The following is a 15,434-nucleotide window of genomic DNA, read 5'->3' on the forward strand; positions in this document are numbered from 1 at the left end:
TAATGCCTGGAAGAATACTACGTGTATTTTTTCAGGCATTTTATTTTACGCGCGGTTTGTTTAAGCCACTCTCGTGCCATTAGTTCGTGCCCAAAAACCGTTGGATGAATGCCATCCCAAATCCAGTAATTTATTGGAGCTGATTGCTGCGCCTTTTCGAATACTTCGTTAAAATCAACCAGAATGGCATTGAACTCTTTTGCCAGCTTTTTTACAATTGTAGCCCGATTCTTTGTCTCTTCATCCCAGAGTTGCCAGTTTTTTTCTCGCGCTCCAACAGGAAAAACAAATGGAATCCCCAATACCAGTACAATGTCAGGGTTGGCGGTTTGTGCGCTGTTCAGCAACTGCCTGTACCCCTTTTCAAATTCGGCAAGGTCGCGGGCTTCCGGGTGCTTATTTATTATGTCGCCCACATCGTTTATTCCAACCAATAAACTAAGTACGTCGGGTTTCAAGTCGATGGTGTCATTTTGCCAGCGTTTTTGTAAATCGGGCACTGTGTTGCCGCTAACTCCCCGGTTGTAAAAAGTAAAACAGGCCTGCGGAAAATCGGCACCAACGCGACTTGCTATCGAAAATGCATAGCCATGTCCCATAATGTGGTTTGGGTCATTGTTTCGTCCACGCTTCCCATCGGTAATCGAGTCTCCCTGAAATAAAAAGCATAAACCTTTCTCTCGTTCACGAGACGTAATTTTATCATTATCGAACACACTGGCAGGAAGCAAAAAAGATGTTGTTCCTGCAATTCCTGTAGTTTTTATAAAGTTCCGTCTTGAAAATAGTTTCATATGTAATTGATTTGAAGAGGATAAAATGTGCATGAAAAAAATTGCACCGATATAAATGATTTAAAAATATGCGAGTTGAATGTGTTGCTCTTATGATTCATTTGAAAATTAAAAATTGTAATTACGTGAAATAAACAAACAAACAGTTTAATAACAAATTTTACCGGTATATTAATTAAAACGTTTACTTATGTTCCTCATTTAATTAACAAGTTAAAGAAATTTCAATCTGCTAAGTTATGTAAATTGTATGATGCACCCTTCTCCTTTTAAATGTATGAATGGCTTATCAGTCAAGGGTGTTGGTGTTGAGTTTGTATGGGTGTTTTATATTGAAACCTTTATTGATGAAAAATTTTTATTTAATAAAAATAATGAAAACGTTTACATTTTTAGTATTTTTACTACGTGTTTTGCTTGGCTTTGTTGTGCTACTATTTGTTCAGCAGGCCTGCAGTAGAATGCAGTTTGTAAAAAGAACCAATGAAACAGTAGTTATATTTTGGCCTCTGGTCTTGTAACTGCTTGTTAAACTTATGAATATGAAGCGATTTGGACAAATTATTAAACTAAAGCCAGAAGGTGTAAACGAATACATTAAGCAGCACAAAAATGTGTGGCCCGCGGTTTTAGCGAAAATCACAGAATGTAAGTTGTCTAACTATTCCATCTTTTTCAGAGATAACCTGTTGTTTGCCTATTTTGAATATACTGGCAATAATTTTGACGCCGATATGAAAAAAATGGCTGCCCACGAAGAAACCCAGCGTTGGTGGGGGGTGGTAAAACCGCTTATGCAACCTGTTGAAACAGCTACTACTGAAGAGTTTTGGGCCAATATGGAAGAAATTTTTCATTTGGATTAAATCAAAATGATGATTAAGCAAACTAAAAATAATCTAATCGGTTTTGGTGTTCCGGAGTGTGGGCGAGGGGTATTGATTATTTTCTTGGCATTCATTTTTGCGCACCAATCCACTGCCCAAACCGTAACGGGAGAACCAGCCGGAATTCCACCACAAGCGCGGATTTACGATACCGAGCCCTGGGAAAATCCATTGATTAATGGAGTGAATCGGCAGCCGGCACGAACAACAGCTTATTCGTACACAACAGTTGCCGATGCTCTGAGTAATGATCGCTCAAAATCGAGATTTCAGTTGTTAAACGGCGAATGGGATTTTTATTTTGCCGCAAAGCCTGAAGAGGCGCCCCGGGAATTTTATAAATCGCGGGTGCAGGGTTGGGACAAAATTGAAGTGCCATCCAATTGGGAAATGAAGGGGTATGATATTCCGATTTATGCCAGTGCTGTTTATCCCTTTCGCCCGGTAAATCCGCCTTGGGTGCCAAAAGATTACAATGCTGTTGGTTCGTATCAGCGCTTATTCACCGTTCCGGAAGAGTGGATCGATCGGACCATAATTTTGCATTTTGGGGGAGTTAGTTCTGCATTTAAAGTATGGTTGAATGGAAAATTTTTGGGTTACTCTGAAGACAGCTGCCTGCCTTCGGAGTTTAACATTACGCCGTATTTGGCCGATGGAGAGAATGTATTGTCGGTTCAGGTTATTCGCTGGAGCGATGGCGCGTATCTTGAAGATCAGGACCACTGGCGAATGAGCGGGATTCATCGCGAAGTGTTTCTGATGGCTGAGCCCAAACTGCGTATTTCCGATTTTTTTGTTCAAACAAAACTCGATAAAGAATATAAGGACGCAGTTTTGAGTATACGTCCACAATTACACAACCTTACCAGCGATACCGCTAAAAACTATGTTTTAAAAGCACAGCTATTCGACGAAAACCAACAAGCTGTTTTTGAAAAATCTTTGGAAATAAACGCCGAAGAGATTATCAACGAAAGTTATCCGCGTTTAGACAATGTAAAATTTGGTTTGCTGGAAACCACAGTAAAAAATCCAAAAAAATGGAGTGCCGAAACACCAACTTTATACACACTTGCGTTGTGGCTTGAAAATGAAAATGGTGCAATTGAAGAGGTGAAGAGTTGTCGCATTGGATTTAGAAGTATTGAATTTTCGGAAAAAGATAGCAAGTTATTGGTTAACGGAAAGCTTACTTATTTGTACGGAGTAAACCGACACGATCATCATCCGGTAAAAGGAAAAGCACTTTCAAGAGAAGATATCGAGGCGGATGTGCGGCAAATCAAACAATATAATTTTAATTGTATTCGAACTGCACACTATCCCAACGATCCGTATTTCTACGATTTATGCGACGAGTACGGGATATATGTAATGGATGAAGCAAACCTGGAAACGCATGGTATTGGCGGAAAACTGAGTAACGATCCGCAATGGACAGCTGCGCACCTGGAGCGCATGACGCGTATGGTTTACCGTGATAAAAACCATCCGTCGGTAATTATCTGGAGTTTGGGAAACGAGGCCGGTAGTGGCCCCAACCATGCGGCAATGGCTGCCTGGACACGCGATTACGATATTACCCGCCCAATTCATTACGAGCCTGCACAGGGAAGTCCCGGTGTTGAGGGCTATAAAGATTTAAGCCATCGGCCCAATACAGGACGCCTGCAAAATCCTGTTGATCAGTATTATGTGGATATGGTTAGCCGCTTTTATCCTTCCATGCAGTTCATTAACGATTTGCATAAACAGACTGGCGTTAACCGTCCGATTATTTTTGTGGAGTATTCACACTCCATGGGTAACTCAACAGGAAATATGAAAGAACTGTGGGATATCTTCCGGTCAAATACACGTTTTATTGGCGGTTGTATTTGGGATTATAAAGACCAGGGTTTGCTAAAAACCGATGAAAAGGGGCAGGAATTTTATGTTTACGGTGGCGATTTTGGCGAAGAAATTCATAACTCCAATTTTTGTATTAACGGAATAGTTGCTTCTGATGGAAGACCAAAAGCTGCCATGTACGAATGTAAACGCGTTTACCAACCCGTTTGGTGCGAATTGCTCAATCAGCATAAAATGAAGATTGAAAACCGCCATTCCGTGCTATCGCTCGATGCCTACGATGTTGTTTTAAAAATCAGAGAAAACGGTTTTGAAATTGCTTCAGAACAAGTATCAGATCTGCAACTCGAAGCCGGAGAAGAAATGATTTTTGACCTCTCCAGCTACTTGCCCAAAATGAAAGCAGGTAACGAATATTTAGCTGATATTCATTTTCTTTTAAAGGAAGAAACGCGCTGGGCTCCCCGGGGCTTCGAGGTGGCGGCCAACCAGTTTCTGCTAACACCGTTAGAAAAAACCGTTCAGAAAAAAACCGGATATCCCGAGCTTAAAACCATCAGTCAGCCAAAAGAAATTATTGTATCAGGTAATAATTTTGAGGTTGCTTTTAGTAAAACAAGCGGAGCCTTAACCTCGTATCGACTTAGCGGCAAGCAGCAAATTTTTAGTCCGTGCTTACCGCATTTTACAAGACCTTTAACCGATAACGACCGACGCGGCTGGAAACCTCAAAAAGTTTTAAAACAGTGGTTTGATGCAGAACCGATGTTGGAAGATATGCAGTTTAGCGAAACTAAAAACGGCGCGGTGCAAATTGTAAGTAAATATGTAGTTGTTAAAGATAGTGCCCAGGTAACAGTTACTTATCAGCTTAATGGCGAGGGGGTTATAAAAGTAAACTACCATTTAAATGCAGATACCGATTTGCCCAATATACCTAAGGTGGGAATGCGTTGCGGAATAAAAGACAATTACCGAAATATTACCTGGTACGGACGAGGTTTGTATGAGAACTATCTCGACAGGCGGTGGGGATTTGACGTGGGTATTTATACGCTGCCCATTCATGAGTTTATGGAGCCCTACGTTATGCCCCAGGAGAACGGCAACCGCACCGATGTTCGCTGGATGTGTTTAACAAACAAAAGTAATGAGGGATTGTTGGTTGTTGCCGACAGTTTGCTGAGTATGAGTGCCTGGCCATACACCGAAGAGCAAATTAACATGGCTAAACATACCAATGAATTGGAAGAGGCGGGCTTTATTACCTTAAATATCGATTTAATTCAAATGGGAATAGGCGGAAACGATTCCTGGTCGCCGGTGGCAGCACCAATCGAGAAATACCAGGTTCCGGCTAAAAACTATTCTTATACATTCTTTCTTCTACCGGGAAAATATGATAGCAGCAGGCTCAAAAAGATTCCGCAATCCATAAAGTTTTAGTGAAATTGTATGTGTAAAATAATTTGGTCATATCTTTTGCTGATTCTCATCCTGTTGTTTACAGGCTGCGAAAATGGAAAAAATAAGGATAAGGCTGACGCTACAATTCAGCATAAAACCAACGATGCCAAACCGTGGGTTTACTGGTTTCTTACCGATGCCAGCATTTCTGAAAAGGGAATAACCCGGGACCTTGAGGCAATGAAGGAGAATGGCATTGGAGGTGCATTTTTATTTACCATAAGGGGAGCCGCAGAACCATCGTTATTTGAGCCGGTTGTTGTGCAGCTTACACCTGCCTGGTGGGATATGATGAAACATGCCGTAAGCGAAGCCAATCGCTTAGGACTAAAATTGGGAATTCATGCCTGTGATGGTTTTACAGCCGCCGGTGGCCCGTGGATTACTCCTGAGCTGTCGATGCAAAAGGTGGTATGGGCTGATACTCTGGTTACCGGAGCACAACATTTTGAGGCTATTTTACCACAACCTGAAATGACTGAAAATTTTTACAATGATATTGCCACTTTTGCTTTTCCCGCCAGGGATGGAGAAGGCTGGTCTTCTTATCAAATAAAATCCAAAGTTACCACCAGTCTTGCCAATAAAAATGCTTCGTTTTTAGCCCAAAAAGGAAACACCGAAATTTTTAGCAGCAGGGAAAAATGCTGGATTCAGTATGAATTTGAACAGCCATTTAATTGTCGCTCGGTAACTTTGCAATCGGGGTGGAATAACTACCAGGCTAATCGTTTAATTCTTCAAACCAGCAACGATGGAAATACCTTTGTTCCAATCGACACCTTGCAGCCATATCGCCACGGTTGGGACGATCGCGATGTGACGTCAACTCACCTGATACGGCCCGTTACGGCAAAATTTTTCCGTTTTGTTTTTAATCCTGAAGGAACCGAGCCTGGCGCTGAAGACCTCGACGATGCAAAATGGAGACCACGTTTAAGGGTGTTGGGAATTGAACTAAGCAGTAGCCCAAAGGTGCATCAGTTTGAAGGGAAAACAGGTGCTGCATGGCGCATTAGTAAGCAATCAAATGAAACATATTTGTCCGAAATGGTCTGTGTTGATACATCACGAATTCAAGACATTAGTGAATTTGTTGATGAAAACGGAAAACTCTCGTGGAAGGTTCCCGAGGGGAAATGGATTATTTTGCGGATGGGGCATACCTCAACCGGAGCTACCAATTACATTGGCGGTGGAGCGGTGGGGCTGGAAGCAGATAAGCTGAATCCGGAAGCTGTGAGGGTGCAATTTGATAATTGGTTTGATACTATTTACAACCACATGGGGCCGGAACTGGCCCTGAATGTAGTTGAAGAATTGTACAACGATAGCTGGGAGTGTGGAAGCCAGAACTGGTCACCCGTATTGCTTGATGAGTTTAAGAAAAGGCGTGGTTACGATTTAAAAAACTACCTTCCGTTAATGGCCGGTGTTCCTCTAAACAATGCACGTTTTTCAGAACAGGTTTTGTATGATATACGAGCAACCATTGCCGAAGCATTGGTAGACAACTACCATGGAACAATGAAGCAACTTGCACAGGCCAAAGGATGCCGATACGGCTCGGAAAGTGTAGCACCGGTTTTTTGTAGCGATGGGATGCTGCACTACAAAAATACTGATGCTCCAACCGGCGAATTTTGGTTTCGTAGTCCGTCGCACGATAAACCCAACGATATTTTAGATGCCATTTCAGGCGCACATATTTACGGCAAAAAACTGGTACGGGCAGAGGCCGGAACTGCCATCCGCCTGGATTGGGATGAGCATCCCGGAATGTTAAAAACATTGTTTGATCGTAATTTTGCACTGGGGATTAATAAAATGATTTTTCATGTATTTACGCACGACCCGTGGACAGACCGGAAACCGGGTAAAACATTGGGCGTGGTTGGCACATTCTTTCAACCCAACCAAACCTGGTGGAAACCCGGTAAGGCTTGGGTGAAGTACATCGAAAATTGTCAGAAGCAACTTCAACAAGGGGTTCCTGTGGTGGATATTGCTGTGTTTACCGGAGAAGAAATACCGCGGCGAGCAATTTTGCCCGATCGCCTTGTGCCGGTTTTACCAGGCATTTTTGGCAAGGAAAAAGTGAATGAGGAAAAGCAACGCTTATTAAACGAAGGTCAGCCCTATCGTCAACAACCCAAGGGGGTAACAACCTTAAAAAATCTGGCCGATCCAATCAACTGGATTGACCCCTTGAAAGGTTATGCTTACGACTCGTTCAACAAAGATGTTTTAATTAACCAGGCAAAGGTTATTAAGGGCCGAATTGAATTACCGGGTGGGGCAAGTTATGGACTGCTGGTTATTCCCGGTAAGCGAAAAATGAATCCGGAAGCAGGAATGAGCATGGAGGTGGCCCAGAAAATTCTTCGCCTGGTAAAAAATGGTGCAACAGTTTATTTTCAGGAAAAACCAACATTTTGTTTGGGCGACGAGAAAAATCGTAAAGATTTTAATGAGCTGATTAACAAGATTTTTGATGAACGAGACTGTACGAAAATTTCTGAAAACCTCATCAGCATAAAACTTGGCAAAGGACAGCTATTAACCGGAAGTTATGACCTGGAGTCATTCAAGCACTTTGGTATTGAAAAGGATTTCTTCGCCCTGAATGAAAGTGGAGAAGTTGCGCAAAAAGTGGCCTGGAATCATCGCGTTACTGCCGATAAGGATATTTATTTTATCTCGAATCAAGAAAATACAAAACGCCTTCTTGAGTTAACATTCAGGGTATCCGGGAAAGAACCGGAGTTCTTTTTTCCACTCACCGGCGAAACAAAAAGCTGCAAACAATGGCACATGGCCAACGGAAAAACCAGGGTGTCTTATGCCTTCGAAGGCAACGAAGCTGTTTTTGTAATTTTTGAAAACAAAACGTCGGTTTCAGCTAAATCCGAACAGGCAAATAATCCTTCTTTTAAAGACCAGTTGGTGTTGGATAAAGATTGGTTGCTGGAGTTTGATTCGGAATTTGGAGGACCGGATACTACCGTTAAATTTGAAGCGCTAACCGATTGGAGTAAAAATAACGACAACAAAATAAAGTTCTATTCAGGAACAGTTGTTTACCACAAACATTTCGATTGGAATGGTGACACCAATAATGTATACCTGCAATTAGGTAAAGTGCACAACATTGCAGAGGTAATTTTAAACAATAAAAACTGTGGTGTTGCCTGGACTGCACCATTCCGTATTAACATTTCAAACGCCTTAAAAGAAGGCCAAAACCAACTTAAAATTAGAGTTACCAATACCTGGGCAAACCGAATAATGGGTGATCATAAATTGCCCAAAACCGAACGAATTACCTGGACCACCTGCGCATACCGCCTGGAAGGAAATGAATTGTTGCCTGCCGGACTAATGGACCCCGTGATTATAATAAAAGAAATAACTGAAAATTGATATGAACAGAAAAATGAAAAAAACACAAGTCCTTATTCTCTTTGTAATCCTGATTTTTGCAGGAATACAGACGAATGCTAAAGTAAAACTTCCGGCACTTTTTGCCGATCATATGATATTGCAACAACAAACCGAAGTTGCAGTATGGGGCTGGAGTGATGCCAAAGCAGATATTGAAGTAACAGGTACGTGGAACAATGAAACCGTTTCGACAAAAGCGGATAAAAACGGACAATGGAAACTAATGCTTAAGACACCTGTTGCGGGTGGCCCGTACGAACTAAAAATTACGGACGGGGAGGTACTCACCATCAAAAACGTAATGATTGGCGAAGTGTGGATTTGTGCCGGGCAATCGAATATGGAAATGCCCATGAAAGGCTTTCGCGGGCAACCGGTTGAAGGATCGAATATGGCCATTCTTAAATCGGAAAATCATCGTATTCGGATGATTACCGTGCCACGTAATTCGCAAACCACGCCGCAAGACAATTTTGATGCACGATGGAAAGAAGCCGATGCGGCAGCCGTGCGAAACTTTAGTGCAACGGGCTATTTCTTTGGAAAACTACTGCACGAAATGTTGGATGTCCCCATTGGTTTAATCGAAGTAAGCTACGGAGGCTCGTGCATTCAAGCATGGATGAGTTCCGAAACTGCTGTTCCGTTTGAAAATACGGAAGTGCCGGCTCCGGGCGATACTATTCCGGTTGCCAACCGCACACCAACCGCACTTTTTAATGGCATGCTTAACCCTGTTATTGGTTATGGTATTAAAGGGGCCATTTGGTACCAGGGCGAAACCAATTACCAGGAACCTGCCCGTTACCTCGAATTATTTCCCACAATGGTTAACGAGTGGCGCAACTTATGGGGTATAGGCGAGTTTCCGTTTTATTATGCACAGATTGCTCCTTTCGATTATGCCGTGTTTAAACCCAATAAACCCAAGGCAAATTCTGCTTTCCTTCGCGAATCGCAATTAAAAGCAATGGATAAAATTCCAAATAGTGGAATGGCCGTGCTAATGGATGTGGGTGAAGAGACCTGTATTCACCCAATGCGAAAAAAAGAAGGTGGCGAGCGACTGGCACTTTGGGCTTTGGCAAAAACATACGGGGTACGCGATTTTAGCTATCGAAGCCCCGAGTTTAATGCCATTGAAATTAAAGAGGGGCAGCTGGTTGTTTCGTTTAACCACGCAGCCAATGGACTTACAACCTTTGGAAAAGAATTAAGCGGTTTTGAAATTGCCGGCCAAAACAAAATCTTTTACCCGGCTAATGCCTACCTGAGAACAAAGTCGGTGGTACTGTCTTCACCACGAGTGGAAAAGCCTGTGGCTGTGCGCTATTGCTTTAAAGATTTTGTGGTAGGAACGCTGTTCGGCACTGATGGTTTGCCGGTTTCTTCATTTCGCTCGGATGATTGGGAATAAGCTCCTGAATTAATAACGAATAGTATAGAAAAGCATTATAATGACTGAAAGAATTGATTATTTAACGGGTGTTGCCACACAGCTTCGGCGCGATGTAGTGAATACCATCTATTATGCCGGCGATGGTCATCCCGGACCGTGTATGTCGATAGCCGATATTCTGGCTGTGCTTTATTTTGATGTGATGCGGCTTAACTCCAAAGATCCAAAATGGGTGGGGCGCGATCGTTTTATTTTGTCAAAAGGGCATGCCTGCCCCGTTTATTATGCAGCACTGGCCCGCAAAGGATACCTTCCCCCGGCTGAATTAAAAACTTTACGTTCGCTAAATTCCCGATTGCAGGGGCATCCGGTACAAAAACTTACCCCCGGTGTTGATGCCACATCGGGGTCGTTGGGCCACGGTTTGCCGCAAGCTTGCGGAATGGCACTGGCAGCACGCCGCAGGGGCGACGATACACTGACTTTTGTAGTAACCGGCGACGGTGAACTAAACGAAGGTCTGGTGTGGGAAGCTGCCATGAATATTGCCAAAAACAAATTGTGTAACCTGATTGCCATTGTTGATTATAACGGAATTCAGAGTGGAGGAACCGTTGAGAAAATTAGTGGACTGGTTAATTTAACTGAAAAATGGAATGCATTTGGCTGGCATGCCATTGATATTGATGGGCACGACATTGCGGCTTTAACAACAGCCTTTGAAAATGCAGCAAAACGTGGCAGGGCGTCGCGCGAAGAGCGAATGGGAATGGAAATCATTCCCGACATGCCGGCACCCGATCCCGATAAACCAATTGTTTTTGTTGCGCATACCCTGAAAGGGAAAGGAGTGCCCTACATGGAAGGAAATAATGCCTGGCATAAACGGGTGCCCAGTGATGAAGAACGTGAAGAAGCAATGAAAATTTTAGGAGGACTTGACCTTGAATAAAATAGAAAGTACACGAATAGGATTTATGCAGGGTTTAGATACGCTTGCTGAAAAAGACGACCGGATAATGTTGGTTTGTGCCGACAGTTTGCTGGCCATGCGCGCAACTGATTTTGTTGCAAAATATCCGGAACAGTATGTTGAAATTGGTATTGCCGAACAAAATGCTGCGGCAACCTCTGCCGGACTGGCCCTTGAAGGCTTAATACCGTTTTTTGCCACTTACGCCGGATTTATAACCATGCGTGCCTGTGAGCAAATCCGCACCTTTATTGCCTATCCTAACCTGAATGTGAAACTGGCTGGTGTAAACGGAGGAATTGCAGGAGGCGAACGTGAAGGAACGACCCATCAGTTTTTCGAAGATATTGGCATCTTACGCACCATTCCGAATATGACAATTATTGTGCCGGCAGATGCCGACCAGGCGCGACAAGCAGCCATTGCAGCTGCCAAAATACCGGGGCCGGTTTACCTGCGCCTTGGAAGTGGTCGCGACCCGGTGGTTTTTGAAAAAAATACACCCTTTGTTCCCGGAAAAATAAATGTGTTGCAAAACAAGGGAAATGATATTGCCTTGTTTGGTAACGGTGTGCTTTTGCCACGGTTAATAGAGGCAGCTCAAATACTTCAGACAAAAGGAATTGGTGTTACACTGGTTGAGGTGCATACCGTAAAACCAATTGATGTAGAGGGGGTTATTGGGGTTCTTAAACAATGTGGAGCCGCACTTACCGCTGAAGATCACAACATAATTGGCGGTTTGGGTAGCGCCATTATGGAAACAGCAGCAGAGCATTGTCCCGTGCCCATAACCCGAATAGGATTACGTGATAAATTTCCGGGCTCGGGTTTGCCGCACGAATTACTTGACTACTACGAAATGGCTGTTAACGACATTGTAAATGCGGCCGAAAATACCGTAAAAAGAAAATAAACAAGCAGCTAAAAAATTGTGTTATGTTGAAACTTGCAGATCAGTTTAAAGATGGAGTAACTTCGTCGCCAATACGAAGAATTATGGAGATGGCAAGCCCTGACAACCTTGTAAAAATGGGGCTCGATCCAAACGATGTTATTTCGTTTGCAGGAGGATGGGTAAATCACGAAGCTCCGGAAGAACTCAGACAGGAATATATTGCGATCGCAAAAGATCGCGATCTTTTTCATAAAACAGGTGCTTACAGCCCTTCAGATGGTAGCCCCGAACTTAAAAAAGCCTTAATCGATTTTAATCAGCAGATTTTTGGAGCAGCGTCAAAAGAAGAAAATATAATCATAGGTGCCAATTCTACCCAACTGGCCTACTCGCTGTTTAAGGTCTTACTCAACCCCGGCGATAAAATTGCGCTGCTCGATCCGGCCTATGCCAATTACCCCGAGCAGATAGAAATGGGAGTGAATTGCCAAATGGTTTGTTTTCCGGTTTTTGACGAAGAAAAATGGGCCTTTGTAAACGACGAACAAAAACTAATTACCGATTTCGAACAATTTATTGAAAAGGAAAAGCCCAAATTACTGCTGTTCTCCAGCCCGGATAATCCAACGGGCACAATGGTTCCCGATTTCTTTGTAAAAAAAGCACTTGAAATTACCCTTAAAAACGATTGTTTTGTGGCTATTGATTTTGCCTACAACACCTTTGTTTACACAACAGATCAGCCGGAGTATTTTACTTACTCGGTTGCCGATTATCCGAACCTTGTTAAATTGTACTCGAACTCGAAATGGTGCCGGGGACTGGGACGAAGGCTCGGTTGGCTCGAAGCTAACGAAAATATTATTCAGGCACTAAAAGTGGTTCAGCAATGTGTGGTGCTTTGCCCCGATACCATTCATCAGTTAACACTTGCCAATTACATTAATAAAGGATTAAAAGACAGGTCGCTTGCCACTTATATCAATAGAATAAATGAGGATTATAAAAGTGCAGCAGCATTTTTGTGTGAGTGTATCAATAAGTACCTGTCGCCAAGGTTTACCCTGCCACAGGGAGGTTTGTATTCTGTAGTTGATGTGGGAATGAACGGCGATGAGTTTGTGGAAAATGTTCTGAAAAAAACCGGAGTAATTTTTGTGCCCGGTGGAGGTTTTGGAGATTCACTAAAGAATGGAATCCGCATTTCGTTTGGCCCCTTGGTTTACGATAAGGCAAAAATTGAAGAAGGCTTTCAGCGGGTGGCAAAGGTAGTGAAGAAACTGAGTATAAATTCAGGTAGTTAAGCCGATTTGCTATAAAACATATAGAAATGAAACAGTTAGTTATTGTATTTTTTGTTTTATGCTCGGGAGTATTGTTTGCTCAATCTCCTGAACTGGAAAACTACAATCTTGTTTGGCATTCGCAAAGCAAAAATTCGTCTGAATCTATGCCTTGTGGTGGTGGTGATATTGGTTTAAACGTGTGGGCCGAAAACAATGAAATTCTATTTTATATAGCCCGCAGCGGAACCTTTAATGAAAATAACGGAATGCCCAAATTGGGCAGAGTGCGCATAAAATTATCGCCAAATCCGTTTGAAAACGGAAGCTTTAAACAAGAGCTTTTGTTACAACAAGGTTGCGTAAAAATTTCAGGGCAAAAAAATGGCGTTTCGGCCGATGTGCTTGTTTGGGTTGATGTTTTTTCTCCGGTAGTGCATGTTGAAATAGAGAGTACGCGCAAAATCCTGGTTGAAGCTACCTACGAGAACTGGCGCTTTAAAGATCGTTTGTTGGAGAAATACGAAAACTTCGGAAATTCGTATAAATGGGTTAATCCTGAGGGGCTGCTTGATAAAAAAGACAGCATTGCTTTTTTCGAAAATGCCGCGCAGTTTGTGCATCAAAACCAGGGAGAAACTGTTTTTGATGTAGCTGTTAAGCAACAAAAACTGGAAGCTGTAAAAAGCCGAATGTTTAATCCGCTTGAAAATTTAACTTTTGGCGGAAAACTGATGGGAGATGGTTTTGTTGCCGCTGGAACCGTTTTAGGAAAATATCAGCAGGCCAATTTTAAGGGCTGGAAATTGTTAAGTAAAAATCCTTCCAAAAAGCAAAGCCTTCAAATTTACCTTCATACCGGGCAATACAAAACGCTGGAAGACTGGAACGCGGGATTGAGCAGGTTGATCGAAACATATTCAAAAAAGCAAAAAACAGCACGACTGAAAACGCAGAACTGGTGGAACAAATATTGGAACAGAAGCTTTGTTTTAATTAATCAGGAGAATGAAAATGAAGAGGACCCGGCCTGGCAAATTGGGCGAAATTACCAGCTTTTTAGATACATGCTGGGCTGCAATGCTTACGGTAGTTACCCCACAAAGTTTAATGGCGGCTTGTTTACCGTTGATCCGGTTTTTACTAACCCCGACCGTGCTTTTTCACCTGATTTCAGAAACTGGGGTGGTGGAACATTTACCGCCCAAAACCAACGTTTGGTGTATTACCCAATGCTTAAATCGGGCGATTTCGATATGTTAAAACCTCAGCTTGATTTTTACCTGCAGATACTGGAAACAGCTGAGCTGCGTAGTGAAGTCTATTGGGGGCATAAAGGTGCGTGTTTTACCGAGCAGATAGAAAATTTTGGATTGCCAAACCCCAGTGAATATAGCTGGAAGCGACCTGAAGGATTTCACCCCGGAATTCAATACAACGCATGGTTGGAATACCAATGGGATACCTCGCTTGAAATTTGTTGGATGGCACTTGAGCTACAAAAATTTACAGGCGCTGATATTTCTGAATATATACCTTTGATTAAAAGTTGTTTAAGATTTTTTGATGAGCACTACCAGTACAGGGCAAAACTTCGTGGAATAAAAGTACTGGATGAAAACGACCAGCTGATATTGTACCCCGGTTCGGCTAACGAAACCTATAAAATGGCCTACAATGCCACTTCAACCATTGCTGCATTAAAAACTGTAACCTTAGGCTTGCTGGCTTTGCCCGAAAAATATATTGATGCCGAAGAAAAAGAAAAGTGGGAGAAATTTTTAAACCGAATACCTCCTCTTAATTTCCGGGAGTTTGACGGCAAAAAGACCATTGCTCCCGCAAAACTGTGGGAAAGGATAAACAACATTGAAGCGCCTCAATTGTACCCTGTTTTTCCGTGGGGAATGTACGGAATTGGCAGGCCTGATTTTGAGGTGGCAAAAAACACTTATTTATATGATAAAGATGTGGTCCGCTTTCAGGACCACCGGAGTTGGAAACAATATGCCATTTTTGCTGCTCGACTGGGAATGACCGATGAGGCAGCTAAATTCTCGATACTAAAACTTCAGGATTCAGAAAGACGTTTTCCGGCCTTTTGGGGACCTGGTTTCGATTGGGTACCTGATCACAACTGGGGAGGCTCAGGGATGATTGGCATACAGGAGATGTTGTTGCAAACAAATGATGATAAAATCTACCTTTTTCCCGCCTGGCCAAAGGATTGGGATGTGCATTTTAAATTACATGCACCGGGAAATACCATTGTTGAAGCTGTGCAAAAAAATGGAAAAGTTGAAATACTCCATGTTTTTCCCGAATCACGAAAAAAGGATATTGAAATTGTATTGAACGAATAAACGCATTGCTAAGCTTGCAAGAATTTTGCTTAAGAAGTGGTTTTACAGAAACCATGTGGTATAAAGAGGATT

Annotated in this window: 9 protein-coding genes; 8 read left to right on the forward strand and 1 reads right to left on the reverse strand. The window is 42.6% G+C overall.

Features of this window, described 5'->3' with window-relative positions; all coding sequences use genetic code 11:
• Positions 1–17 precede the first annotated feature (17 nt).
• The gene (locus tag QZ574_RS06535; RefSeq protein WP_297088032.1) at positions 18–794 is read right to left on the reverse strand and encodes an SGNH/GDSL hydrolase family protein; all 777 of its coding nucleotides are present in this window, start codon (positions 792–794) and stop codon (positions 18–20) included.
• 542 nt (positions 795–1,336) lie between these two features.
• Between QZ574_RS06535 and QZ574_RS06540 the strand changes: the two genes are divergently transcribed.
• The 8 genes from QZ574_RS06540 to QZ574_RS06575 are packed head-to-tail and all read left to right on the forward strand — an operon-like array spanning position 1,337 to position 15,362.
• Positions 1,337–1,660: an L-rhamnose mutarotase gene (locus tag QZ574_RS06540; RefSeq protein ID WP_297088035.1), complete on the forward strand. Its 324-nt coding sequence runs from the start codon at positions 1,337–1,339 to the stop codon at positions 1,658–1,660.
• A gap of 6 nt (positions 1,661–1,666) precedes the next feature.
• Positions 1,667–4,981: a glycoside hydrolase family 2 TIM barrel-domain containing protein gene (locus QZ574_RS06545; protein WP_297088036.1), complete on the forward strand. Its 3,315-nt coding sequence runs from the start codon at positions 1,667–1,669 to the stop codon at positions 4,979–4,981.
• A 9-nt stretch (positions 4,982–4,990) separates the two neighbouring features.
• Positions 4,991–8,425 (forward strand): glycosyl hydrolase, encoded by a 3,435-nt coding sequence (locus tag QZ574_RS06550; RefSeq protein WP_297088039.1) that lies wholly within the window; start codon positions 4,991–4,993, stop codon positions 8,423–8,425.
• A gap of 13 nt (positions 8,426–8,438) precedes the next feature.
• On the forward strand, positions 8,439–9,863 hold the full coding sequence (locus tag QZ574_RS06555) for a sialate O-acetylesterase (protein WP_297088041.1): 1,425 nt from the start codon (positions 8,439–8,441) through the stop codon (positions 9,861–9,863).
• A gap of 40 nt (positions 9,864–9,903) precedes the next feature.
• The gene (locus QZ574_RS06560) at positions 9,904–10,797 is read left to right on the forward strand and encodes a transketolase (RefSeq protein ID WP_297088044.1); all 894 of its coding nucleotides are present in this window, start codon (positions 9,904–9,906) and stop codon (positions 10,795–10,797) included.
• A complete protein-coding gene (locus QZ574_RS06565; RefSeq protein WP_297088046.1) occupies positions 10,790–11,734 on the forward strand; it encodes a transketolase C-terminal domain-containing protein in 945 nt (314 codons plus the stop codon). Before QZ574_RS06560 ends, QZ574_RS06565 begins: the two co-directional genes overlap by 8 nt.
• A 23-nt stretch (positions 11,735–11,757) precedes the next feature.
• The gene (locus QZ574_RS06570) at positions 11,758–13,020 is read left to right on the forward strand and encodes a pyridoxal phosphate-dependent aminotransferase (RefSeq protein ID WP_297088048.1); all 1,263 of its coding nucleotides are present in this window, start codon (positions 11,758–11,760) and stop codon (positions 13,018–13,020) included.
• Positions 13,021–13,046: 26 nt separating this feature from the next.
• Positions 13,047–15,362 (forward strand): DUF5703 domain-containing protein, encoded by a 2,316-nt coding sequence (locus QZ574_RS06575; protein ID WP_297088050.1) that lies wholly within the window; start codon positions 13,047–13,049, stop codon positions 15,360–15,362.
• Positions 15,363–15,434 lie beyond the last annotated feature (72 nt).

Origin of the sequence: uncultured Draconibacterium sp., assembly GCF_913063105.1 — a bacterium.
Classification (GTDB): Bacteria; Bacteroidota; Bacteroidia; order Bacteroidales; family Prolixibacteraceae; genus Draconibacterium.